This window comes from Pyrolobus fumarii 1A (assembly GCF_000223395.1).
GTDB lineage: Archaea > Thermoproteota > Thermoprotei_A > Sulfolobales > Pyrodictiaceae > Pyrolobus > Pyrolobus fumarii.
In genome coordinates this window covers 1373875-1397382 of sequence record NC_015931.1, presented here as the reverse complement: position 1 = coordinate 1397382, position 23508 = coordinate 1373875, and the positions used below count along the sequence as shown (strand labels likewise).

26 protein-coding genes are annotated in these 23508 nt (G+C 52.3%); 13 read left to right on the top strand and 13 right to left on the bottom strand.

What is annotated here, in order from left to right; genetic code table 11:
• The first annotated feature begins 172 nt into the window (after positions 1–172).
• From PYRFU_RS07310 to PYRFU_RS07280, 7 genes are all read left to right on the top strand, one after another.
• Complete coding sequence (locus tag PYRFU_RS07310) at positions 173–625, top strand: DUF123 domain-containing protein (RefSeq protein WP_014027021.1); 453 nt, start codon at positions 173–175, stop codon at positions 623–625.
• Positions 606–2264, top strand: a complete 1659-nt coding sequence (locus PYRFU_RS07305) for an ArsB/NhaD family transporter (protein WP_167827894.1) — start codon at positions 606–608, stop codon at positions 2262–2264. Before PYRFU_RS07310 ends, PYRFU_RS07305 begins: the two co-directional genes overlap by 20 nt.
• A gap of 60 nt (positions 2265–2324) precedes the next feature.
• Complete coding sequence (locus tag PYRFU_RS07300; protein WP_014027019.1) at positions 2325–3617, top strand: molybdopterin molybdotransferase MoeA; 1293 nt, start codon at positions 2325–2327, stop codon at positions 3615–3617.
• The gene (locus PYRFU_RS07295) at positions 3607–5319 is read left to right on the top strand and encodes a molybdenum cofactor synthesis domain-containing protein (protein WP_014027018.1); all 1713 of its coding nucleotides are present in this window, start codon (positions 3607–3609) and stop codon (positions 5317–5319) included. Before PYRFU_RS07300 ends, PYRFU_RS07295 begins: the two co-directional genes overlap by 11 nt.
• Positions 5320–5535: 216 nt before the next feature.
• Positions 5536–6279 carry a radical SAM protein gene (locus PYRFU_RS07290; RefSeq protein WP_014027017.1) on the top strand — a complete coding sequence of 248 codons (744 nt, stop codon included), beginning with the start codon at positions 5536–5538 and terminating at the stop codon, positions 6277–6279.
• Positions 6280–6493: 214 nt separating this feature from the next.
• Positions 6494–6772 carry a hypothetical protein gene (locus tag PYRFU_RS07285; RefSeq protein ID WP_014027016.1) on the top strand — a complete coding sequence of 93 codons (279 nt, stop codon included), beginning with the start codon at positions 6494–6496 and terminating at the stop codon, positions 6770–6772.
• Between the two features lie 46 nt (positions 6773–6818).
• Positions 6819–7466 (top strand): Snf7 family protein, encoded by a 648-nt coding sequence (locus PYRFU_RS07280; protein WP_014027015.1) that lies wholly within the window; start codon positions 6819–6821, stop codon positions 7464–7466.
• A gap of 6 nt (positions 7467–7472) precedes the next feature.
• On the opposite strand, the gene PYRFU_RS07275 is transcribed toward PYRFU_RS07280, so the two are convergent.
• Complete coding sequence (locus tag PYRFU_RS07275) at positions 7473–8027, bottom strand: class I SAM-dependent methyltransferase (protein ID WP_014027014.1); 555 nt, start codon at positions 8025–8027, stop codon at positions 7473–7475.
• A gap of 82 nt (positions 8028–8109) precedes the next feature.
• Between PYRFU_RS07275 and cca the strand changes: the two genes are divergently transcribed.
• Complete coding sequence (gene cca, locus PYRFU_RS07270) at positions 8110–9483, top strand: CCA tRNA nucleotidyltransferase (RefSeq protein WP_014027013.1); 1374 nt, start codon at positions 8110–8112, stop codon at positions 9481–9483.
• On the opposite strand, the gene PYRFU_RS07265 is transcribed toward cca, so the two are convergent.
• Positions 9475–10236 carry an ATP/GTP-binding protein gene (locus PYRFU_RS07265; RefSeq protein ID WP_280097288.1) on the bottom strand — a complete coding sequence of 254 codons (762 nt, stop codon included), beginning with the start codon at positions 10234–10236 and terminating at the stop codon, positions 9475–9477. The two genes, cca and PYRFU_RS07265, sit on opposite strands and share 9 nt — an antisense overlap.
• Positions 10237–10289: 53 nt before the next feature.
• Between PYRFU_RS07265 and PYRFU_RS07260 the strand changes: the two genes are divergently transcribed.
• Complete coding sequence (locus PYRFU_RS07260; RefSeq protein ID WP_014027011.1) at positions 10290–10835, top strand: phenylalanine--tRNA ligase subunit alpha; 546 nt, start codon at positions 10290–10292, stop codon at positions 10833–10835.
• A 77-nt stretch (positions 10836–10912) separates the two neighbouring features.
• The gene (locus PYRFU_RS07255; protein ID WP_167827893.1) at positions 10913–11464 is read left to right on the top strand and encodes a YfcE family phosphodiesterase; all 552 of its coding nucleotides are present in this window, start codon (positions 10913–10915) and stop codon (positions 11462–11464) included.
• Here PYRFU_RS07255 and PYRFU_RS07250 read toward each other — a convergent pair.
• The 7 genes from PYRFU_RS07250 to PYRFU_RS10530 form a co-directional block, all read right to left on the bottom strand.
• Positions 11461–11898 carry a hypothetical protein gene (locus PYRFU_RS07250; RefSeq protein ID WP_167827892.1) on the bottom strand — a complete coding sequence of 146 codons (438 nt, stop codon included), beginning with the start codon at positions 11896–11898 and terminating at the stop codon, positions 11461–11463. The two genes, PYRFU_RS07255 and PYRFU_RS07250, sit on opposite strands and share 4 nt — an antisense overlap.
• Positions 11899–11984: 86 nt before the next feature.
• Complete coding sequence (gene glmU, locus PYRFU_RS07245; RefSeq protein ID WP_014027008.1) at positions 11985–13370, bottom strand: bifunctional sugar-1-phosphate nucleotidylyltransferase/acetyltransferase; 1386 nt, start codon at positions 13368–13370, stop codon at positions 11985–11987.
• Positions 13371–13497: 127 nt separating this feature from the next.
• On the bottom strand, positions 13498–14529 hold the full coding sequence (locus PYRFU_RS07240; protein WP_014027007.1) for a bifunctional chorismate mutase/prephenate dehydrogenase: 1032 nt from the start codon (positions 14527–14529) through the stop codon (positions 13498–13500).
• Entirely contained in the window at positions 14526–15455 is a 930-nt protein-coding gene (locus PYRFU_RS07235; protein WP_244403926.1) for a transketolase family protein, read from the bottom strand. Before PYRFU_RS07235 ends, PYRFU_RS07240 begins: the two co-directional genes overlap by 4 nt.
• Before the next feature lie 25 nt (positions 15456–15480).
• Positions 15481–16266, bottom strand: coding sequence for a 1-deoxy-D-xylulose-5-phosphate synthase N-terminal domain-containing protein (locus PYRFU_RS07230; RefSeq protein ID WP_048191858.1), 786 nt, complete (start codon positions 16264–16266; stop codon positions 15481–15483).
• A 52-nt stretch (positions 16267–16318) separates the two neighbouring features.
• Positions 16319–17422, bottom strand: coding sequence for a 3-dehydroquinate synthase (locus tag PYRFU_RS07225; protein WP_244403925.1), 1104 nt, complete (start codon positions 17420–17422; stop codon positions 16319–16321).
• Between the two features lie 5 nt (positions 17423–17427).
• Positions 17428–17964 carry a hypothetical protein gene (locus PYRFU_RS10530; RefSeq protein WP_167827891.1) on the bottom strand — a complete coding sequence of 179 codons (537 nt, stop codon included), beginning with the start codon at positions 17962–17964 and terminating at the stop codon, positions 17428–17430.
• On the opposite strand from PYRFU_RS10530, the gene PYRFU_RS07215 reads away from it, so the two are divergent.
• On the top strand, positions 17933–18796 hold the full coding sequence (locus PYRFU_RS07215; protein WP_014027002.1) for an NAD(P)-dependent oxidoreductase: 864 nt from the start codon (positions 17933–17935) through the stop codon (positions 18794–18796). The two genes, PYRFU_RS10530 and PYRFU_RS07215, sit on opposite strands and share 32 nt — an antisense overlap.
• Positions 18797–18850: 54 nt before the next feature.
• On the opposite strand, the gene PYRFU_RS07210 is transcribed toward PYRFU_RS07215, so the two are convergent.
• The gene (locus tag PYRFU_RS07210; RefSeq protein WP_014027001.1) at positions 18851–19357 is read right to left on the bottom strand and encodes a hypothetical protein; all 507 of its coding nucleotides are present in this window, start codon (positions 19355–19357) and stop codon (positions 18851–18853) included.
• Between the two features lie 96 nt (positions 19358–19453).
• On the opposite strand from PYRFU_RS07210, the gene PYRFU_RS07205 reads away from it, so the two are divergent.
• Positions 19454–20626 (top strand): RNA ligase, encoded by a 1173-nt coding sequence (locus tag PYRFU_RS07205; protein WP_014027000.1) that lies wholly within the window; start codon positions 19454–19456, stop codon positions 20624–20626.
• On the opposite strand, the gene PYRFU_RS07200 is transcribed toward PYRFU_RS07205, so the two are convergent.
• From PYRFU_RS07200 to PYRFU_RS07190, 3 genes are read right to left on the bottom strand one after another with little or no spacing between them, the layout of a single operon-like run.
• Positions 20616–21359 (bottom strand): phosphoglycolate phosphatase, encoded by a 744-nt coding sequence (locus PYRFU_RS07200; RefSeq protein ID WP_014026999.1) that lies wholly within the window; start codon positions 21357–21359, stop codon positions 20616–20618. The two genes, PYRFU_RS07205 and PYRFU_RS07200, sit on opposite strands and share 11 nt — an antisense overlap.
• Positions 21360–21370: 11 nt before the next feature.
• Positions 21371–22273, bottom strand: a complete 903-nt coding sequence (locus PYRFU_RS07195) for an inositol monophosphatase family protein (protein WP_014026998.1) — start codon at positions 22271–22273, stop codon at positions 21371–21373.
• 12 nt (positions 22274–22285) lie between these two features.
• On the bottom strand, positions 22286–22762 hold the full coding sequence (locus tag PYRFU_RS07190) for a hypothetical protein (protein ID WP_014026997.1): 477 nt from the start codon (positions 22760–22762) through the stop codon (positions 22286–22288).
• Positions 22763–22917: 155 nt separating this feature from the next.
• On the opposite strand from PYRFU_RS07190, the gene PYRFU_RS07185 reads away from it, so the two are divergent.
• Entirely contained in the window at positions 22918–23478 is a 561-nt protein-coding gene (locus tag PYRFU_RS07185) for an SLOG cluster 4 domain-containing protein (protein WP_014026996.1), read from the top strand.
• The last annotated feature ends 30 nt before the right edge of the window (positions 23479–23508 follow it).

The following is a 23508-nucleotide window of genomic DNA, read 5'->3' as shown; positions in this document are numbered from 1 at the left end:
AAAAGTAGGGAAGCTGTTGTAACCGGGAATAAAAAAGGGTGCATGGTCCTCTCTTGCGCGGCGGGATGCGGAGCCCGGTTTTCAGCTGAGGTGTGACGAGGAGTTGCTCTGCCGACCGCCTTTTCACCATGTTAATTCTATACCCTCGGTTGGCGGCACATATTTACTACTTTTGAAACTAAGCGTGCATCTAGCTATACGTATAGACAAGCGGGGTAAACGCATAGTTGTTCTCGAGCCGGGCTTCTATGTCTATGTGGGGAGTGGCTGGGGGCCCGGAGGGCTAAGAGCGCGTCTAAAGAGGCATTTAATGGATAGGCGGCGGAGGCTGCACTGGCACATAGATAGGTTGCTTGCAAGCGGGTATGCAAGGCCTGTATGTGTAGTGTATAGTGTTGGTTGTAACGCGGAGAAGAGAATAGCGCGTGTACTCTCAACGGTGTTTGACCCTATCCCTGGTTTCGGCTCTAGCGATGACAAGGAGAGCGCGTCTCATCTTTTCCGTCTTGCAGCCTCTAGTTGTTCGGGGCATGTCATGTGCTACTTACTAGTTAGTTGTTTAACCCGCTCTTGTGGTGCGGCCTGCATAGCAGGTGGCGATGTTGATGGAGAGTCATGTGAATGAGGGCGTTAGTAGGAGGAAGATAGTGACGTTTGTGTTGCTAGCGATTATAGGATCGGCTATCATAGCTGCACTGTTACCCTCACTCCATGTGCCTGAGACGGAAGAGTTCCTAATTATTCACAAGGTGTTCAGCAAGAAGGTGTGTAAGGAGAACATAATCGAAATCGTGCTAGAGGGTAAGGTGCTACACGAGGCGCTTGAGAAGGGGAGTATCGACGTTAGTGAGTTGTGTAAGTTCGTCTCTCTAAACGATCCTGTTGTGAAGCAAAAGCAGACAATAGCGGCAGTGATATTCTACGTGTCAATACTCGCAGCTATAACCTTCTGGGAGCGTAGGGTAGCAGCAGTCTTCCTAGGCTTCGTTGCGCTGATACTAACTGGCGTATTGCCATTCCGCATGGCACTTGAGAGTATGGAGCTAGGCTTGATACTATTCCTCATATCTATGATGATTGTCGTTGGCTACTTGAAAGAGAGCGGCTTCCTGCGCTTCATAACAGTTAAGGTTGTAGCGTTAGCAGGAGGCAGTCCTACCAGATTCCTCTTCATACTCATGCTACTGTCGTTCGTGTTAGCCGCGCTTGTAGACGAGGTATCCAGCATAGTGTATGTTACCTTACTGGTGTTGGAGACGGCTGAACTGCTGGGCCTTAATCCTATACCATGGCTCATAGTAGCGGTATTTGCGACAAACCTTGGCAGTGCCGCGACTATGATAGGCAACCCCATAGGCATCTACATAGGCCTGTTCTTCGAGAAAGGCTTCACAGACTTCCTGCGCTACGCATCGCCAGCTGCCTTTACAGCTCTCCTAGTGGCGTACCCGATATCATTGCGCTATCTCGAGAGACGGGGCGAAATAGGAAAGATGAAGAGAGCGTTGGGCAAGCGTATAGAGCTTGACCCGTGGGCCGAGGTAAAGAACAAAACCGACTTCTACCTATCGGCTGTGCTGTTCGTCCTGACGATACTAGGTATAGCGCTTCACACAGAACTAGCGGTGTTAGTGCAGATAATCCTTACAGCCTTGTACGGCGAAAATGCGAAGCATATGATGTACGTAACGCCGCACGATATGCTAGTGATTGTACCCGTGATATCCGCGGCAATTGTGATAGCTAGAACCGGGTTCTCTGCGAGAAAGCTAGTAGAGGAGCGCGTCGAATGGTGGGCGCTGCTATTCTTCATGTTCCTATTTGCTGAGGCAGCCACCCTCAGTTATACCGGCGTCACAGACGTCCTAGCCTACCTGATACTCGCGGCAGTGGGGGGCGAGATGAACGTCTGGACAGGCCTTAATGCTAACCTACTAGTTCTAGTAGTCACGGCCGTCGCGAGCGGCTTCGTCGACAACATGCCGATTATAGTTGCGCTCTCGCCAGTAGCGAAAACGCTAATGAGTATAGAGTTGCCGGGTGGTGAAATGCTGCCTTGGAGCCTGTTATTCGGCGGCACCATGGGTGGCAACTTGACCATCATTGGTAGCACTGCTAACATTGTGGCTATTGGTATAGCGGAGAAGAGGGGCTTCCGCATATCGTTCCAAGAGTGGATAAAGATTGGAGCAATAGTGGTAGCGGCAACCCTTGTAGTAGCATACATATGGCTTGCACTGCATGTGATAGAGGTGATAGTGTAAAAGAAACTTGAGGCTTCTAAACCTAGCCCAGCCTGGCTATCTCCCCGGGCGGTTTCTTACTTGAAGCGTCGGTTTGAACGTCTTAACCCCATAAGGTCCGTGGTGGAGCGTGCCGTCAACGAGTTGCGTTCTGTATGGAAGCTCGAAGCTAGGAGTGTACCCCTCATAGAGGCTGTTGGAGGCTATGCTGCCAGAGAGTACCGTGCACGCCTAGACTTACCACCCGTCGACAAGAGCGTCCTGGATGGTTTTGCGGTGAGGAGCATAGATGTTGCGGGTGCTTCGCAGTCCAACCCTGCTATACTCCGTATTGCCGGTGAGGTGAGGATAGATGCGGCTAACCCGCCTCAGATCAAGCCAGGTGAAGCGTACAAGGTTGCAACGGGCTCGCCTCTACCCACTGGTGCTGATGTGGTAATCCCGGTAGAAGCTGCCAGGGTTGAGGGTAGCGCGCTCTTCGTCTACAAGCCTTTTGCACCAGGCTATGGTATAATGAGGCGTGGAGAGGACTACAAGAAGGGTGATGTTATCGTTAGTAAAGGCGAGCGTATAACATGGGGTCATGTTGGTGTATTAGCTGCGCAAGGGTATAACGAGATAGAAGTTTTCGCACTCCCGCGTGTAGCGGTTTTCAGTGTGGGCGATGAGATTATCGAGCCTGGTTCAGAACCTAGACCCGGCAAAGTGTTCAACTCAACGCGCCCGATGATTGTGGCTTATCTGCGCTCTAGAGGCTTCCACGTGATTGACTTGGGGCACGTGGGTGACGACCCTAACGCTATACGCGAGATGCTTGAGAAGGGCTTAGAGAGCGCAGAGATCGTCATGGCTATCGGCGGGTCTAGTGTAGGCGATCGTGACTACACTATTGAGGTACTATCATCATACGTTAAGGGCGAAGGAGGGTGGCTCGTCCACGGCTTCCTCCTAAGACCGGGTAGGCCACTAGGCCTCGGTATCGTGGGCGGCAAGCTTGTTGCCTCGCTGAGTGGCTTCCCGGTGGCAGCGTGGGCTCAAGTTTACACAGTGATAGAGCGCATAGTGTACGGGGTGTACGGCATTAGGTGGCCTCCAGACCCTCGGTTGATTGGTAGGATAGAGAGGAGGGTTACTTCGCCAGCCGGTGTAATGGACGTTGTACGTGTGCACCTATGCCTAGGTAGTGATGGCCTGATGGTTAAACCTCTCCGTACCACCGGTAGCGGCGTTCTGTCAACACTCGTTGAGGGTAACGCCGTGCTGCTCATGAGCGAGGATGTAACAGGGTACGACGAGGGTAGCCTGGCAGAAGTGTTCTTACTACACCCGATTATACCACCGTGCATGGGCGAAGGCGGGAGTAATGAGGGATAGGCGGAAGCTATTTCCTCGATTAAGGGCCCCCGAGGAGGTTTTAGAAGAGGTAAAGGCTAGGCTTCCACGCGGAATCCGCGAGATTATCGTCGATCTATACGAGGCTGTTTGGCACATCGCTGCAGAGGATGTTGCGGCGCGGGTGAGCTACCCGCCAGAGCCTCGTGCAACCGCTGACGGGTATGCTGTGAGACATACTTGTGTTGCTGGGGCGCACGAGGCGGCTCCCGTAAGGCTTCCCGTTGTAGAGAGGGTTAGGGTAGGTGAAGTCCCCAGTAAGCGCATAGAGGGTTGTGAAGCGGTAGAGGTTGATACTGGCGCGCCGATCCCCTCTGGTGCTGATGCTGTTGTCCCGGTAGAGTATACGCGTGAGGTAGCCGGTGTAGTAGAGATCTACAAGAGTGTCGGCTTTGGCGAAAATGTCGCGTGGCCCGGCTCGGATATTGTTGAAGGCGAAGTGGTTGTTAGACGTGGACAGCTCCTCTACCCGCAGCTCGTAGGTGCGCTCGCGGCCACGGGTGTAGACTCGATACGTGTCTATGACAAGCCGCGCGTGTGTATAGCTGCTACCGGGGTAGAGCTAGTAAAGCCTGGTGAACAGCTCCCTCCGGGCCACGTCTACGAGGTAAACACATATGTCATCCGAGGCTTCCTTGAAAAGGACGGGTTTCCGTCGAAAGTCCTTGGGATATTGCCGGATGATGAGGAGCAAGTGGCACGAGCCCTCCATAATTGCCTACGGGACCACGACGTGATGTTGTTCACTGGAGGGACGTCGGCAGGTCCCTATGACGTAGTGTATAGAGTGCTGGAAGCCGAGGGTGAGCTGGTAGCACACGGCCTTAAATTGAAGCCTGGCAAGCCTACAGCCGTAGCGATTGTGCGCGACAAGCTTGTGATAGGGTTGCCGGGCAACCCGGTATCCGCTCTAAACGTGTTCCGCGTGCTAGTAAGGCCATTATTATGGCATCTTGCTGGCGGCGAGCCTCCCAGCCCGGAAGGCGTGCTTCGAGCAAAGTTGCTTGTTTCTGCACCTGGTGCACGTGGTAGAAGACTGTACCAGCCTGTAGTGCTGCTAGAGTCTAGTGGAGTGCCCTACGCTATACCAATCGAGTTCGAGAGCTACATGATAGTAACTTACTCTCGTAGCGACGGCTACATAATAGTACCCGAAGATGTTCACGAGGTAATGCCAGAGGATGCGGAGGTAGAGGTCCATCTGCATACTGGTACGTGGCGCGCAACCATGTACTGTGCGGGTGAGGAGACGGGTGATGAACATAGACTAGGGTGTAAATGGCTAGGCGGCGGTACAGCACTCGCCGCGAAAATACTCGAGAAGCATGCAACTAAGGCGGTATTGACAATGTCTCCGCTACACCCGGCGTTCTCCGAGCCACGAGCAGGTAGGGTAGAGAGAGTAACCAGGGATGTTGCAATAGTGGGCTCCCCAAAGCCAAATGTGATAGCAATGCCGCCGCCATCCACAAGCCTACGTCAGATACTCGTCGAGCACATAGAGAGTTTCAAGCACGCTATCCCAGCTAGATCATCGCGTATGGCAGCTCTGCTCGTAGCGAAGGGTTATGCGGATGCAGGCGTGACACTGCTTAAGCATGCGGAGGAGTTCCACCTGCGCGTTATTGATGTTGTTAAGGAGGAGCTTATCAGGGTGTATCTTGAACCGCAAGCGATGCGATAGAGGGTCAGCACCGGTGGAGGCTCACCATCGCCGGCATGCCCGGCTCCGGGACGTGCAATCTACATCATCCCCTACCATCTTAACCCGAGGTCGGGGGTTGAGGAGAAACCCCGTCTATAGACCCGGCGTACAGGGGGATGAATGGTGCACCGGTTGCCGACCCCACAGGAGGTGTAGACCCTGCCCTTTGATGCCCGAAACCTTACCAGTCTAGCCGTGAAGCTTACAACACATGGCGATAAACGCCGTTATTACAGATTCCGCGTTGACCGTTGGTACGGTGGTGTAGCAACAGCAGACGTCATCGGGTGTAACTTCAGATGCGTGTTCTGCTGGTCGCGCAGCAGGGACCCTAACACACCCGGCAAGCTGACGAGACCCGAGGAAGTAGCTGAGAAGCTATACGAGCTCTGTATGAGGCGGCGAGTAAGGCAGGTGCGTGTTAGCGGGGCTGAGCCTACAATAGCATGGTTCGAGCATATGCTCAAAGCGGCTAAGATCATAGTCAGTGATTACAAGCTACACTTCATACTAGAGACTAATGGTGTGCTGATAGGCCTTGATAGACGTCTTGCGCGTAGTATAGCCGATCTCGCGTCTATGGGTAGCATAGAGGTGAGAGTATCGATTAAAGGAGCTAAACCAGAAACCTTCGAGCGCATAACGCTTGTCGATAGGCGCTATTGGTATGTGCAGGTAGAAGCGTTGAGAACGCTAATAGAAGAGGGGTTAAAGCCTGGCGACGAGGTCTACCCGGCTCTAATGATGAGTTTTGATCGTGACGAGGATATACGCAAGTTTATCAGAATGCTTAGCGAGATACACCCAGCACTTGTTGAGAACCTCGACCCGGAATATGTGATACTATACCCGCATGTACGTGAGCGTCTTAGGCGTGTTGGCATCAAGCCGCTGAGGTTCTTCAAGCCAGGTGAGCCGCTCCCCGAGTGGATGATATGACAAGCAGTGGGTTAGGCGAGTTGTACACCCGGGCCCATAGGCTAGAGCAGACCCCCTCATCCGTTGGGGCATGCGGCCCCTGTTGGGGGTCCACCCGCCGAGGCCAGGGTAATGAATGGTGGCTGGGGGTTTAACAACCCGAGCCGGTGATGAGTGGGTCCGCGTACGAGCGTTAAGCGATGAGTAAGGCCCCATCCGGAGGGGGCTGAGGCTCTTGAGGTTTAGTGTGCGTGTAGAGAATGGAAGGTTAATCATACGGAACGAGAGTAACGAGAGTGTGCGCATAGACACTGTTGAGATGGAATACCTCTTAACTCCTCTATCCTATGATCGTCGCGAGCCGCGCTCTGAACCTAGACGTGCTGTTGAGCGTGTAAAGCTTGACTTGGGGCTCTTGCCTGGAGGAGAGGTTAGGCTTAGACTTAGGGACGTTGAGCGCGTTGAGAGGGTGTGCATCGAGGTTGGAGACAAACGTGTGTGTTACCACCCCTGATACAAGCTTGTGAGTGTCGTCGGTAGAGTTAGGCTGGTGCCGCGGCGTGAACATAGACAAGTTTGTGAAGGCCTGGAACCCGGAGCCAAAGAAGAGCTTTCGTCAGAGGATACGTGATGTAGTCAACCGTGAGCCGATACGTTACAAGCTCATGGTGGTCAACTACAAGATAAAGGCTATGGTAACAAGGCTCGAGGCTCACATAGCGAGGCTGCGTGAGAGGGATGCGATGCTGTTCGAAAGGGTCGTGGAGGCGCTGCAGCAGGGTGACAAGCAGAGGGCGGCTGTATACGCGACTGAGGTTGCGGAAATCAGGAAGGCGATAAAGCAGCTCATGATAGTAAAGCTTGCACTTGAGCAGGTCAGCCTCCGTCTAGAGACTGTAATGACGCTGGGCGACACTATGGCGGCGATAGCGCCGCTTGCAGGGATAATCCACGAGCTAAAGGCCTATGTAAGAGGTGTGATGCCGATGCTCAGCCTCGAGCTAATGGATCTAGAAGAGACTCTGAACTCGATAGTAGTAGAGAGCGGAGAGTTCATATCAATGACCAGTGTCTCCGCCGCTGCAAGCGGCGAGGCACGAAAGATACTACAGGAGGCTGCCCTGCTCGCCGAGCAGAAGCTACGCGAGCAATTCCCAGAGGTTCCAAGTGCGGGCACGCTAGCTTCTGGGCAGGAGGCGCACGCCTAAACCAGTCTAAACCATGTAGACTATCACATGGTGTGTTGTGAGTGGCGTCTCGATACGATACACAATCTCCTTTTTGACTTCTGCATGTTCCGCTCGGTACTCCAGGCTTACGATCACTGAGCCCTTCTCGGCCTTCTGTATCACGTACTCCAAAGGCCTAGGGAGCAAATACGAGTAGATGAGCAAGGGGTGTGGACGCAGGGGAGGGTTACGCAAGTCGGCTACAACCACATCCCCTGTAGTCAACTTTGTACGCGCTATCTTGGCTAGCGATGCGTCTATCTCTAAGCATATGTAGTGGCGTGGATGTACACTTTCTTCAATTTTTGCGGCTGCCTCGCCAGCACCACACCCAGGCTCGTATACTATATCCAGCCTAGTGTCTCTCATAATGTCTTTGAGAATCTCGGATATTGTGTCAAGAAGCCAATGTGGTGTTGGCACGTACGGTGCCAGCCTGCCAGGAACCTCCTCAAGCACGTAAAGTAGCGCCTCGGTGTCTATGCTGGGATCTTTCTCGTCTATGGGCTCTTTTTCAAAGCCTCTACCTGGTTTGTCCAACTTGAACTTCCCTCCCTTGTTCGGGCCCTCGGTTGAAAACGAGGCTGGATAAGCTCTGGGCTCCCGGGGAGGCAGTATAGGCTTGAAGTGCCCCAGGAGCAGGGTTGAGGAGGAGGTTCTCAACAAGATACGGCCCAAGCCGTGGGAGCTAGAGAAGGCGAATAGGGTGTGGAGTTTTGTACGCGAGAGGCTTGAAGATACGCTAGCAGCGAAGGGAATCAATGCCGAGGTTACCCTCCAGGGTAGTGTTGCAAAAGGCACGTGGCTTTCCGGCGATCTCGACATAGACGTGTTTGTGTTGTTTGATCGCGAGTGGCGAGCTAAGCTTAATGAAGCCAAGGAGATATTCCGTGAGGCGTTCCGTGACCTTCCAGTAGAGGAGCGGTATGCGGCGCACCCTTACATACGTGTGCTAGTAGAGGATGTCTGGGTGGATGTTGTACCGGCACTTCGCGTTAGAAGTGGATTGGAAGCCGAGACTGCAGTAGATCGTACGCCGTTCCACACGAAGTATATACTAGAGAGGCTTGATGATGAGAAGCGTGACGAAGTTAGACTTCTGAAAAAGTTCCTGAAGGGTATCGGTGTTTATGGCGCCGAGGTTGCAGTACAGGGCTTTTCAGGTTACCTTGCAGAGTTGTTAATAGTGGCGTTTGGCTGTTTTCGTAACGTTCTCGAGAAGGCAGCCAGGTGGAAACCACCAGTAGTGATTGACATAGAGGGTCATTATGGTGGTGTTGTTGACGCCGTGCTCGAGAAGTTTCGTGATAGTCCACTTATTGTGATTGACCCGGTTGATCCGCGGCGGAATGTCGCAGCAGCAGTCTCTGTCAAGAGCCTCGCTTGGTTTGTACTAGCGGCTCGGGAGTACCTGCGACAGCCTAGCATTAAGTTCTTCGAGCCGCCATCATACCCCAGCGAACCTCATGAAATTCTTAGTGTGGCTGGTCCCCGCGCTTGGAAAATTCTAGTTGTGCGTTATGACGTCAACGTTAGGAGTCCAGATGTCGGCTGGGGGGTTGCAAGAGCGGCAGCTAGGAGGCTTGTGTCGCTCTTGGAGGAAAGGGGTTACTACGTCATTGACCGTGATGCCTTCTACTGTGAGCAAGGCAGGTACGTTCTAGTTGCTGTGGAGGTGTTGGAGCATCCGTTGCCGCAACCTCTCCCCCATCGGGGCCCAGAAGTATGGCTAGAGGAGAGGGCGTCAAGATTCGTACAGAAGAGCCTTGAAAGAGGGGATATCGGTCCATGGGTGGACGAGAAAGGCGTGTTATGGAGCCTTCGGTGGATACGAGTAGTTGTTGAGGACATAGCGGTTAGAGCCAAACCCCGCGAGACCAAGATGGTCACAATAGCGACGTTAGGTGATGCGATTCTTGGCGGGTGGAATCTATGCCCCGAGGCATGGAGGTGGTTGTACCGCTTCACGGTTAAGAGGCCGGCATGGTTAGCTTAGGTCGCCGCAGCTACAGAAAGCCTCGTGTACAACGCTGAAGAGTTCTTCGAATCCCTCGCCCGTGATAGCTGATACTAGTACGGGACGTAGGCTTTGTCTATACTCGGCCAGGAGTCTAGCCATCTCTATAGCTAGTTCTGCAGTTACGCCGCTAAGGCTCTTCTCGATATCCTCGGTGAGTGATAGAGGATCCTCGACTACCTTCTCGACTAGGCTCCTATCCTTTATCAAATCGGACTTGCTAAACACCGGTATGGTTGGTATGTCAAGCTTAACTTGGACAAGTAGGCCTAGCATCCACGACGTTACAAGATCAGCTATGTTGTATACCATTGAACCGTCGACTAGGAACACGCCGACAGTTGGCGCTCTGCGTTTCAGCAAGCTAGTGAATTTGTAGCCCTCGTGTCGCAACATGAATATCTCTAGCTGGCCCGGTGTATCTATAATCACTGTAGCGTCGAACGGCTTGAAAGCTTCATGTTTGAGTATCTCCTTCGCATTTTCGACTATTACTTCGCTCGCCTTTAACATTGCCCCATTAGGACCAAGGCCATGTTCCTTCATCAGCTTCTCAACTGTGACTATGCTGCGAATATCGAAATCGGGGTTATAGGGCAGGTGCTCCGCACCAGGATCAAGGTTCACGACGCGTACTTTGTGTCCATTTTCGCGCATCCATTTAGCGAATGCGCCGGTTAGCGTGGTTTTACCTGAACCCGCGAGCCCCATCACGAGTAAATACATGGTTATTCCTCCCCGAGCAATTCTAGCTACCGTGGCGGTGCAGGGGGTGTATCAACGAATTGCCCGACAGCCTATCCCCCCTTGAAGCAGCTATACTTGTCGCGGTTGCGCGAGGAGTAGATGATCCCCGTGAGATAGCAAAACTGTTCAATACTCGCGTAGAGGATGTGGAAGACGCTATTAAGCGATTGGCGATGCGTGGCCTCCTCGAGGTTGAGGAGAAGCGCATCCTTTTCCTAAAGCGTAGGCGTATCCGACTGACGGGTAAGGGTCTAGAACTTGTGCCGGAGGCGACTAGAGTGCTAGAGAAGCTTGCGAACACTATACGAGCCGGTATAGAGGCTGTGAGAGGAGCACCACCCAGTAGCGTTGATAGGCAAGAGGAGGCTTATCCGGCACTTCCCGCGGACTTTGCAATGCTGGTGCCTTTCCTAGTCTGGATGGGGTTACTGCCAGCTACGCTGGTTGCAACAGCGTCTTTGGTACAGGAGGAGGTTCAGGGTAGTACAGTGGAGGATAGTGGAGACGGTGAAGATGAAGGCTATGAAGTAGAGGTTGAAGATTATAGTAATGGTGATGTCGCCGGGTTTGATGAGGGGCTGTGAGGACTGCCCTGGGCACCGACCGGGAAGAGTGATGAATGCACGGCTGGCCGAGCCCCATCAATAGGGGCCTGGGGGAGATGGTTACTCGCATACTAGTCATGTCCGACACTCATATACCATATCGTGCTAGACGCGTGCCAGAAACAATGCTAGACCTCATATCGAAACTGGAATATGAGGTCGTTGTGCATGCTGGCGATCTTTGTGGCGAGGAAGTGTTAGAGTGGATTAAGAGCCTTGGTGGCGAGTTGTACGTGGTAAGCGGTAACATGGACTTCCTTCCGCTACCCGAAAGTGCGACATTCACCGCTGATGATGTAAAGATTGGCGTTATACATGGTCATCAAGTGTACCCGCGTGGCGATATAGTCAAGTTAACGCGTATCGCTAAGGAGAAAGACGTTGAAATGTTGATTAGTGGGCATACGCATGCACCGCTTCTACGTCTCCATGAGGGTGTACTGCATGTAAATCCAGGTAGTCTCACCGGTGTATGGGGAGGGGGTGGCGGCTCGCTAAAGCCCAGCCTAGCCTACATAACTGTTAATGGACGCAAGATCCACGTGAAAATATACGAAGATAGAGGTGGGAAGGTAGTAGTGCTTGAGGAGAGAGAGGTAACGCTTTAGCCGTGCGAGCCGTAGAACTCTATGAGTTGCTCCACTGCCTTCATTAGCGTACTAGTATCATACGCCTCTAACCATAGTGCGTAGCTACCCTCACACCAGAAGATGTGATAGGACCCATTGCGCCTATCCAGTGTTATGTAGAACGTAACGCTGCCATAATTATGTGGCTGAGGTGGAGTGTAAGGGAGCTGATTGCTATACTCTGCTATCTTCTTAGCCATACTCTCTACGGCAAGACAAGCATTAGAAACCTCTACAATCCACAGACGGTATGCCACCTTATCGTTGATTCCGTAGAGTGCAACAGCCGCCCCCGAAGCTGGTATAGCGCCGGGCTCCCAGTGTATCCCCTTTACCATCCTGAGCGCCTCGTCCCCACTGACTAGTCTAAGTAGAGGATATCCTGCCAGTCTATCCGGCACAGGGATGCTCACGTTGTCGGCAGGTTGAGTGCTATACGTTGACCATAATTGTGTAGCTAGAAGTGTGGCGCCGAACAATACTACAAGGATTAGTGCCGCTATTCGGGTTTTGTGCATAGTCCATAACCCCTGCCGCCACGCACGCCTCTGCAGCAGTTTGCAACAGCCTCTCTAATATCGACTATCTCGCCGTCTCTCCTATAGAAGCTGCATGAAGGCACATCGCCTCTGACGACGGCACCCGGTTCAATCCACGAACATGGTCCTATACGCGCTCCTGGCATGATAGATGAGTTGACTCCTGTTTTCACACCCTCACCTAGTACGGCACCAAGCTTTCTCAATCCAGTGTTTCTGACGCGCCCGCCCGCGCATGACCTTACAGTAGCGTTGTCGTGGCGAAGGTTTGCAAACACGGTTCCAGCAGCTATGTTGCTACGCGGGCCTACCACCGAATCGCCGATGTATGCATGGTGTCTCGCTACCGTGCGCTCCATTAGCACGCTCCCCTTTATCTCAACAAATGCACCAACTTGGACGTCATCGTATAGTATGGTGTATTTGCGAAGATGCGTGAAAGGTCCTACTCTAGCGTTTCTACCTAGCCAGATAGGCCCCTCTAGAACACTGGGACCTTCTACCTCGAAACCCTCTCCGCATACAACGCCCTTTACTATGACATTGTATGCTATGTTACCTTCAGCTCTGCATCCGCTCTCGACGAGCCAGTCAAGCACCATCCTAGATGCTAGTAGATACTCCCACCACGGGCCAACATCGATCCTGTGCTCTTCGCGAATAAGTAGTAGTCGTAGCCATTTGCCCTCATCCTCTAACCGCTTAGCCACGAGGTTGACTGCATCAGGGAACTCTATTTCACCTCGCTCGCTAATGCCTATGTTCATAACGGCCTCGCGTACAAGCCTAGCAGGAAGTAGATAGATCGCTGCGTTGGCCACTACTTCTCCGCTCCAACCAGGCTTCTCTACAATGCGTTTGACGCGAGAGCCGTCGGCAACAATAACGCCGTAACGTTTCCCGTTGCGGTTTGTACGAAAGCCGACAAGCCCCCATTCTCTATTCTCGGCAAGCTTAACAAGATCATCAATAACAGAGTCGTGTATCACCGTATCACCATGCACAATTAGTACCGAGTCAATGTCAGGTACGACTTCAAGCAATTGCCTAACAGCAGCTCCGCTACCATAACCTCCATTCTCGTATGGCTGTTGCTCCACTACAACAACGTTAGTGAAGCCATAGGAGTCTAGATGCTTCTTGAACTCCTCCGTGGCTCCAGGAGGGACGAGAACATATACACGTTTGGCAAGACGCGATACCTGTCTAACCAGCCTTGATAAGATGCTCTCGTTACCTGGTAGCTGCAGCAAGGGCTTGTATATGGTCGCTGTTAGAGGCCATGCTCTCTCTCCGCGCCCGCCAGCAAGAACAAGTGCCGCATCAACTAGAGCGATTCCCCCCACCCAGCCATGGTTAAGAGCGGCCGGTTGTTATTGCGTGTTACATGGCGGGCGGATGTGGTGGAATCCGGGAGCAGGAGCCGGGCTATACGCCCGGCGATGCTGAGCGCATACTAGGCCGAAGCCCATCTCAGCCGTGTAGGTCTTGTAGTGCTCTCCTTAGAGCTTCTAGGGCTTTGTCAGCGTAGGGGTTACCCTTGCGTATCTCTTGCACCACCTTCTCGAGACTCTCGATTCTCTCTACGACGCTTAGTGTCTGTCTGAGACTCCTAGTTACGAGCAATTTCGCCAAGCCAGGAGTTACATTCAATTCGCGAAGAAGCTCTTGGTATGCTCTGCGGAACGCCTCGAGCACAGCATGGTGTAGTACTTGATTGGCAGCCATGACTCTATCATGTGTATCGGCATCAACATATTCGTACCGGAAACCTAGACCCTCAAGCAATGCTTCTAGCCTGTGTCTCCAAGAGTCAAGCCTGATAGGTACAACAACCACGGTCTCGCCAGCAGGGCACTCAACGGGCCCGAAAAGCGGATGTAAACTTACGTACTCTACACCATCTGGTAGCAACTTTGATACTCGTTCCACGAGAGGCTTCTTGACCGAGGCTATATCTGCCACTAACATGCTCTCACGTATAATCTTAGCATGCTCGCGGAGGAGTTCAGGCACCACATCCCATGGAACAGCGTATATGAGTATATCAGCCCAGTCCAGTGCCTCCTCGACGCTCATGTACTCAACGCCTGTTGTCTGTGCCGCTTCCTCGGCCTTCTTCGGGTTACGGCCCGTGATTGCAACCCAACAGCCGCCTCTTGCAGCGTGACGTGCTAGAGTGCGTGCCATATCACCATAGCCGTAGAATGCTATACGGAGCCTTTCGGGGCACGTAACCTGCGCGCATCTAGAGTATGACATTATGATTGAATATATTTCGGATGCGAGGTCTGGCGGTAGGCCTCTCTTTGCAGCCTCCTCCCTGACTATCGATAGTACCTCCACCTCACGGCTTGGATCGTAGACCGGCATGCCTTGCGCGACTTTGGCCTCACCTACTAGCGACACTAGTCTCATTCTAGCTGCTAGTAACGACAATATAGCACGGTCGACTTCTGTTATGCTTGAACGAATGCTATGAATTGCTCCACTTGCTTGACTCAATTCTTTACACCTCTTAACGCCTCCTCTATGCGCTTAGCTATGCACTCTGCAACGAGGCAGTGTGCACGATAAAGGTCTTCTATGCTTCTAGCGCTGTGGCCGTAACCTCTAGCGCCTATCATCAAAATGCGTGTCGGGTACTCTTCGGCTAGCACCTCGGCAACAGCTCCACCAAGCCCACCACGCGTGTAGTGCTCCTCAACGGTCACTATGAACCCTGTCTTTTGGGCATACTTGACTATAGTGTGTCTGTCAATGGGCTTGATCGTGTGCATGTCTATAACAGCGGGTTTTACGCCAATCTTCTTCTCTAGTATGTCTGCTGCGCGTAGCGCCTGATAGAGTATGGGGCCACACCCCACAATGGCTAGATCGTCGCCATCGCGCAGGATATTGGCGTTTCCGATCCTGAAGGGTGTTTCGGGTTCTGTGATTACCGGGGAGTAGTCGCGACCAACACGTAGATATGCTGGTCCGTTAACATCCCAGTGTAGAGCTCTGACAGCCTTGTACGCTTCTAGAGCGTCGGCGGGGACTACAACCACCATGTTATGAAGTACGCGCATCAGTGCGACATCCTCTAAGCTTTGATGACTACTCCCGTCACTGTGGTCACTGAACCCGCTATGTGTAGCTAGTAGCTTGACGTTAAGCCTCATACGGTCTATGGTGTTCCTTATTTGCTCCCAGGCACGCATCATGAACATTGCAAAGGCGGCTGCCCAGGGGCGTTTACCTGCCAGCGCTAACCCTGCCGCGAAATCTACTAGATCTTGCTCTCCTATGCCTACGTTGACAAAACGCTCTGGAAACTTCTCTCCAAACCATGACGTGCGTGTAGACCTCGCAACGTCGGCAGTAACTACTACCATGTCTGGATCTTCCTCGCCTAGCTCGACAAGTGCTCTTCCAACGGCATCCCTCATAGTCAAGCGTTGAACCTCGGATAGGTTACTCGATGAATTGTTTCGCGTACTCAGGGTTGACATGCTGACCACCTGTCTTCTCGAGTATACCTAGGCCTCTACCTCGACGCGTGTATGCGAGAACAACAGCTGGGCCAGGATAGGCGATTGCCTCCTCAAGTGCGGATAAGAGGCTCTTGAAACTGTGGCCATCGGCCTCTACGACATGCCAGCCTATGCTGGACCAGCGTGCTGCAATCGAACCCTTGGACTTTATCTTGTCCGTAGGACCGTCTAGCTGGAATCCATTCACGTCTACGATAGCCACGAGGCTACGTAGGCGTAGATGAGCGGCGGTTGTGGCTGCCTCCCACACTTGACCCTCGTCGAGTTCACCGTCGCCCAGTATCACGAACACATTGTATTTGCCCTCTGTGCCGTCAAGGCGCATAGCGTATGCTATGCCAGCTCCAATGCTAAGCCCTTGACCCAGACTACCCGTAGAGACATCGACGCCTGGCGTAGTGAAGTCAGGGTGCCCTTCCAAGCCATCAATAGTGCGTATCTTGTCTAGCTCCGCTTCCTCGAGGAGACCCAACTCTGTAAGAATAGCGTAAAGCGCGGGCACGGCATGACCCTTGCTGAGTATCACCCAGTCGCGATGCGTTGGTTTAGGACCCTCCAGTCTAACACCTATGCCGAAGTAAAGAGCCACAAGAATATCGGTAACGCTAAGTGATGCGCCAGCATGCACACTCTTGTCTACCGCAGCCATCCGTAGTATGCGTCTCCTGATCCTCAACGCTATATCGCGTAGCTCGCTTATCTTCATTTCCTCGGCCCTCGTGGTGGGAGGGGGGTGGGCTTCACCCCCGCTAAGAGTATTACTCTCCCCTCCAGACTCTTGCAGCCGCGCGTCTAACCGCCTCGACATAATCCTTTAACCTCACGTCTACGACTAGGCCCCTTCCAGGAGCAAGTGGGAACACACCCCTAATAACGTCGCCATGTACCTTCTTATCCTTGGCCATTAGCGTAGTGAGGATATCAAACTCTGGTAGCTTTGGCTGGGGAAATCCGAGTCTACGAACCAGCGACTCTAGCTCCTCGGCTACCCACCTCGGAGTAAACCCCAGGTGCACACCTGCCCAAGACTCAACAACGCAGCCCCACGCCACAGCTATGCCGTGCTTAACCTCTCCTTTGGCTGCCTCCTCGAGCGCATGGCCGAAAGTATGACCAAAGTTGAGAATCTCGCGTAGGCCGTATTCCTCCCTCTCGTCAAGCTCTACTATCCTAGCTTTAGAGTTGACAGAGTAGCTAACCGCCTCGGCTAGCAGGTTGGGCTCCTCAACAACCTTAGTACCGTGCTTGACGAGCATGTCGTGTAGCTCTGCGCTTAACGTATATGCGTACTTCACTATCTCGCCAAGACCACTTAGAACCTCGAGTTTTGGTAGAGTGGCAAGTAGCGACACATCTTCTATGACCGCTCGTGGCTGGTAAAAAGTGCCTAAGAGGTTCTTAAGGCCGGCATGGTTAACTGCAACCTTGCCTCCAATAGCAGCATCAACCATTGAGAGAAGAGTTGAAGGAATATTGACGTATGGTACGCCACGTTTATAGATGGCAGCCGCGAAACCTGCAGAATCACTTGCAGCGCCTCCCCCAGCGACTACGACTAAGTCCCTGCGCGAGAAGCCCAGTCTATGCATAAACTCCACAAGCTCTAGGACCTTTTCGAGACGTTTAGCGTCCTCGCCGTCTGGTAGAGCAAATTTGTACACGTGCGTGCAGAAACTGGACAAGCCCTGTACGACCGTATTGGCGAGCCACTCCAGGGGCTGCGGGTATGCAACTAGACAGTTGAGTGGATTGAGGCGGGTATACTCGGCTAGAATGTCTCCGAGATCCTTGACAAGATCCTTGCCTATAATCACTGGGTATGGGGGCGAATAGCGAGGCGATACCAGCCTAACAGCAAACACGGATGTCAATCTGCACGCCCTTTACTCTCCAAGCACTTTGCCCCACAGTTAAAGCAGGGGCGTGTAAAGCCGGATAGACACCACCCGGTGGTGATACACTCTACCTCCTCTAGCAACTTACGCATGAAGACATGTGTGTAGCGTGTATCGTGACATGTAATCACGCGGCAATCGCTGTGCAGTATACGGGGCACTGGTGCGGCCCCGGTGCGCTCGATAAGATGCCAGTAGTTGGGAGGAGCCGCGACAACAACGCCGCAGAGTAATCCCGTGTTCGCAAGTGTTAGTATAGCTTCGGTGCCGCACACAGCTATAAGCTCGACATGAGGCCTTCCACCCTTACACGCGATATTCCTAACTCGTGTAGCTCCTTCTTCGTCGAGTCTTCCGGCGATGACCAGCAAATCGGGGGATATGCACTCCTCAACTACGCTGATGCCAGCCTCCCGCAACCTAAACTCCAAGTATTCTCTTACACGCCCCTCTCCTAGCAGGCAGGCGGTGAGACGCTTGAAGGTTGTAGTTGCAGGCCTCGGGCTCATGGGGCAAGCCTATGTGGATAGGCTCTCCTCACAGGGTTTCAATGTACTCCCATACGCTAGGCGCAGTGGAGTAGCAGGAGAAGTTGCCAAGAGGATAAACTCGCGGCCAGCCACACTAGAGGATATGAAACACCGTGACACCGTATTGGTAGTTGCTGGATGGGATGATGATTACCTCCTGTGGCTTGCAGAGTTAGTGAAGGACGGCGAGTCGATTGTAGTGAACACGTCAACGGTATCGCCACAAGCTAGTATGAAAGCTGGCGAGATCGTGGGAAGAGAGCGTTACGTTGAAGCGCCGGTTGCTGCGGGGCCTCGTGTAGCGCGTGACGGAAAGCTCCCCGTTATAGTAGCCTATTGGAACAGTGAGGCGTGGAACAAGGCGAGGCCGGTTGTTGAGGCGTTGGCAGCTACGATAATAGAAGCTGGTGAGCCTCCCAGCGCAATGGTAGTTAAGCTAGCTTTCAATAATATACTATTCACGCTTGTTGCGGGCATAGCGGATAGCTTCAAGTTACTCGCGGCGTGGAAGGTTGATAAGGAGCTATTGAAGAAGTTAATGGAATCCACGTGGATGCGCATACTCATTGAGAGGTACTGGGATAGAGCATGGGGTAAAGCGAAAACACACTTCCGCCTGGCTGGCGCCGTCAAAGACCTTGCACTGTTTATCGAGGCTGCTAGGAGGAGAGGTGCTCCCGTACCTGCATCTGCAGGCGCACTAAATGAGTATCTAGATGCACTACTAGAATGCGATGAGAATGTTGATTATACAAGCGTTATAAGGTGTACGTATGAACGAGTTGCTCGCAACGCGCGTGAAATAAGATAATGTTTTTTTAAACATTCCTAAAACTGGCTTAGCATTGTTGCACGCTGTGGGTTGCTAGACGTGTAAGGTAGGAGGCTTATCCTCTCGTGGCCTTCCATACTCTAGTGCTATGAAGGCGTGGTGCTCCGGCTTAGTATAGACTAGCATGAGGGCATTGCTCTCGCGGTCCTCGTCAACCTTGAGAGTGATTATGTAGAGTGTGGGTGCAGACTTAAAATCTCGTGCCATGCTAATGGCGTGGAATATCCAGGGGTTTGACAAGCGTATACCATCTGCCACAATTGCATTGCCGTCGATGGTTACATGCTCGACCTTCTTGGATGAAGCCTTTACTAGCAACTCAACATTCCTGGAGCCGCTCGTGTATATGAGACTCTCATCGATCAGTAATGCTGGAACGGGGTTACCATCTACAACCAGAGTTACAACTTGCAGGCTGTATCCGTGGCAGACTAGATGACCAGAGTCAGGATCAATAGCGGCGTGGTACATTGCAAGACTCTCCAGATGGGCGGGTGTTATCTCAAACCCACGTACAAGTCTGACTTGACGGCTCTTCATCTATGTCCCCCGGTTCTCATCTTCCAAACTCACATGTTCTGCAAGCCGGGCTGAATAAGAGGGTGGAGCTAGGTTTCACTCAAAGGGTTACGCACATTGATACGTATACCTCTAGAAAGGTGGATGATTGAGAAGCTAGCAGAGGCGCTTAACGTGAATATTGAGGAGGCCGAGCGGCTTGCACGAAGACGTAACGTTGTGCGTCTAATGAAATGGAGGAATGTCACATACTTCTCTCTGCGCAAGGACGTTTACGGTCTACGTGAAGGCACGCTAATAGCCGTATGGCCTGACGGCTACCGTGTAGTCCCAGGATACCCGTCTATACAGCGAGTGCTCCTCCCGAGTGTAGCGCTGCCCAAACACTTCATTGATAAGATAGTTGTTGAGGAGAAGCTGAATGGGTATAACGTTAGAGTTGTTAAACTACGCGACGAGATCGTTGCTGTAACAAGAGGCGGTCTTATCTGTCCATACACGACGCAGCGTATACGTAAACTCTACGGTGATAAACTAACTAGCCTATTCCGAGAGGAGGGCGAGGAACTCGTAGTAGCCGGTGAGGTCATAGGGCTAGAGAATCCATACGTGCGCTTCTACTACCCCGAGGCCGGAGGGTTTGCCTATTTCATCTTCGATATTGTACATGGTGAGAAGTTTCTGCCTCCACATGAGCGAAAAGAGATAGTTGAAAAGCATGGATTGCTACACGTTCCCGTGCTAGGTGAGATAGATAAAAACGATATCAAGGCCTTCAGGAAGATAATTGAGGATCTTGAACGACGTGGAAGGGAGGGTGTTGTCCTTAAAGACCCAGAGTATCGAGTCCCACCCTTGAAATACACTACGAGCTTCATAAACATACACGACATCGAGATTGGTATGAGATTCCCGTTTGATGAGGGTAGAAACTACCTCTTCTCACGAATACTACGTGAAATATTCAAGGCTGTGGAGGAGGGATGGGATGATAGGCGTTTGTTACTTGCAGAGCAGAACTTGGGGAAGGCTATCCTGGAGCCGGCCATCGAGGCTGTAAAGGAGGTTAAAAACGGTAAAATGTTGTATGAGGAGTTCATGTTGCCTTTCGATACTAGAGACGATTTTGAAGAGTTCCTGGACTACATGGCGTCTCTAGGTGTTGACATCATAGTTGCTGGGGTAGAGCAACGTAGTGATGGTAGTATTGTCGCGAGGATAAGAAAGGTTAAGGATACGTGGCGCGAGGTGCAGAAGATACTAGAGACAGGGCTAAGTCCTATTGACTAAGAAGCCCATCTAGTTCAAGATTCTTTTCCAGCAGGAGCTTGACGAGCCACTTGACAGATTCGCTACTTCTACCAGGTGCTACGATATGAGCAGCTTGTTTTAGCTCCTCATCGGCATTGCCAACAGCGACTAGGACTGCGCTGGCATGCTTAAGCTCTACATCGAGAGCCGAGTCGCCTATAGCTACAGTTTCTGTCGTCTTAACGCCGACAAGCTCTAAAGCTTTTAGGAGGCCGCGTGCCTTGCTAACACATGATGGCTTCACGTGTATAGCGTAACCACTATATCCTATGCTGATGCCTTCAAGACCCTCTCTATGTAGCAAGTTACGTACCTTCTCTAGTGCTGCTTGTGGGTCGACGCCACTTCTAAGATTAAAGGCATAGTCGCAGTGTCGATAGGGGTTCTGCCAGCTAGGATAGAGTATATCCGAGAGATGCTCTTCTACAAGTCTAGCGGCCGTGCTAGCATCTCCGGTGCACGTCCTTATTCTCGAACCGCGGTAAAACACCATGCATCCGTTTTCGGCGACGTGAGGTGAATAGTCAAAGCCGAGGTAGCGCGCGAGGCCAGCCGTTACGGGGAGGCTGTTACCAGTAACGAGTATAATGTGTATACCGTGAGACGATAGCTCGCGTAGCATATTGATGGCTTCTAGATCGAGTGTGAAGATGCCTCTGTTGATTGTCAGAGTGCCATCTATGTCTACCGCGAGAGCCCTCAGCCGTGGCATTAGCTGTAACCCTAGTGGCCTTGCGTGGCACGAGCTACGGGTATTAGTTGCGTCTCCTTCCTACTCAGAGCTTGGTCGACCAGATTACAGTGGCCTGTTTCGCATAACACACTCTTCACTATGCCCCATGTGTCGGGGGGTGCAACGATTACTGTGCCAACCTCCTCTACGCGGTCTATCCTAGCTCCCCAGCGCTCGACGATAACGTAGCTACCAGCCTCTAGAGCTATGTGGACGGCTGCGGTAATGTCTATAGTGCGTAGCTTACCCCGCACGTCTATGAATGCCAACGCTCTTCCTATGCCAGCCCAACTAACCTCTAGGGAAGCAGAGCCAAGTGAACGTGCACTTACCCTCATGCCTCTAGCTTTTAACGCTTCGATTAACTTCTCGACGATAAGTGCTTGTTGTGCATTCTCGGCGTAATAGAGCAGTAGGCGTCGTGTAGGAGTCATTAGAGGCTTATCTTCGCCTTCGTGTACTCCCTCGCCTTTTGCGAAGCTGATAACCGGCCAGTTGAAAATCGGTGCGACAGCACCAGCTACAATGTCGGTTAAACGTGGCGGTTCAGTGTTGTTTATTGGTGCAGCGGCTAGACTAACAGCAGCCCACGGCACGAATGATGCAAAATTCTTGCTACCATCTAGTGGGTCAAGCACTATTACCACTGGATCGTTGCCTAGTTTCACGACGCCTCGCTCCTCAGTTGCAACGAGACACTTCAAACCCTCGGCCTTTAATAGCTCGAATACGTAGTTTTCAACCTCAAGGTCGATGCGCATCGTCTCATCTCGGGCTTTAACTCCGTGCACCTCTAGGAGGTTGATACTGCCAAACTTGTCCCGTAGGAAGCCTGCAGCCTCGCCTGCCACGCGTGTGAGTATTTTGCGAAGCTCGGGCGGGCTCCACTCCATGGTGCGCAGCCCTCACTCCTCTATAGCCACGTACTCGGGGAGCCACGTTAGAAGCTCCTCGATAACCTCGTCGGGATCTTCTATCTTCTCCTTAGCTCCCTCCTCAGCTGTTATCATGCCCTGCAGTGCATGCACAATAGCCTGGAGCATCAGCGTATATGACTCCTTGAAGAGCTTTGATAATTTGACGGTAGCTTCGTGTATCCTTTTCCACGCATTCTCGCCCTCAACACAGATACAGAAGTCGTCAGCTTCCTCTAGACCAAAATGGCATATCACTATACGGTTATTGGCGAGAGGAAACACAACTATCCTATGGCCGCGATACTCCGTATCCTCTATGAATTCGTTGGAAAGCTTCTCTACGAGCTCGCGTAGAGGGAAACGGTTTGTCGGGGGACCATTCAATGTGCCGAGTAAGTTTAAACCACGAAGCGGCTCAAGCGCCTTATACACATCGTCGTACTTAGCTCGAATCTCGGCTGACACGATGCCACCCCACTGTAGACTCAGCGTGAAAGCGTTACATCCTAACTGGTTAAACCAGGTTACTATTATGGGGGCCCGATGACCGGAGCTGCTAGACGCTGAAAATCTCCTAATACTCAAATCTGATGAGGGGTTGGAGTAGGGCAGGGCCCCCCATGAGATACTTGCAAGTCTGTATCGCTGCTTACAGTGGTGAGGCTGGCGAGGATGTGGCGAGGAAAGTAGTGCAGCTTGTGGATGCACTTGTAGAATCGTGTAGTCGTAGAGGGGTGAAGCTTGTTGGATTCTTGGGTGGATACCGTGGATTGATGCGTGTAGCAGCAGCCAGACTCATAGAGCATGGGGTTCCCGTGGTTCTCGTGATACCTCGTGACTACGAGCTTGTTGACGAGCCTGATGGCGCCATTATAGTACGTACGGGTATGGACTCCAAGGCTAGGAGCGCGGTTCTGGTAAGAAGCTGTGATGTCGTTATAGTGGCTGGTGGTGCTTCCGGCACCATGCTGGAAGCGTTAGCGGCCTATGGCATAGGTGTGCCGGTAGTTTACCTAACTGGTACAGGGCTTCCAAGTGACAAGCTTAGCGAAGCATACCCTAATGGTGTCTTTGATGAGCGTATCGGGCGAGGTGTGTACTATACACGAGATCCAGGAGAAGCGGGCGAGTTAGCATGTAACTTAGGGTTGAAGTCGTCGCCGTGGCGGGGGTCTCGGTAAGGTGTCCGGTCTTCACCGCTCTCAGAGGAG

Excerpts from the sequence above, each read along its gene's own strand:
- PYRFU_RS07195 (WP_014026998.1), bottom strand. The coding sequence starts at position 22,273 with ATGGAGTGGAGCCCGCCCGAGCTTCGCAAAATACTCACACGCGTGGCA.
- PYRFU_RS07295 (WP_014027018.1), top strand. The coding sequence starts at position 3,607 with ATGAGGGATAGGCGGAAGCTATTTCCTCGATTAAGGGCCCCCGAGGAG.
- PYRFU_RS07235 (WP_244403926.1), bottom strand. The coding sequence starts at position 15,455 with ATGAGGGATGCCGTTGGAAGAGCACTTGTCGAGCTAGGCGAGGAAGAT.
- PYRFU_RS07230 (WP_048191858.1), bottom strand. The coding sequence starts at position 16,266 with ATGAAGATAAGCGAGCTACGCGATATAGCGTTGAGGATCAGGAGACGC.
- PYRFU_RS07255 (WP_167827893.1), top strand. The coding sequence starts at position 10,913 with ATGGTTACTCGCATACTAGTCATGTCCGACACTCATATACCATATCGT.
- PYRFU_RS07200 (WP_014026999.1), bottom strand. The coding sequence starts at position 21,359 with ATGCCACGGCTGAGGGCTCTCGCGGTAGACATAGATGGCACTCTGACA.
- PYRFU_RS07185 (WP_014026996.1), top strand. The coding sequence starts at position 22,918 with ATGAGATACTTGCAAGTCTGTATCGCTGCTTACAGTGGTGAGGCTGGC.
- PYRFU_RS07305 (WP_167827894.1), top strand. The coding sequence starts at position 606 with ATGGAGAGTCATGTGAATGAGGGCGTTAGTAGGAGGAAGATAGTGACG.
- PYRFU_RS10530 (WP_167827891.1), bottom strand. The coding sequence starts at position 17,964 with ATGAGCCCGAGGCCTGCAACTACAACCTTCAAGCGTCTCACCGCCTGC.
- PYRFU_RS07210 (WP_014027001.1), bottom strand. The coding sequence starts at position 19,357 with ATGAAGAGCCGTCAAGTCAGACTTGTACGTGGGTTTGAGATAACACCC.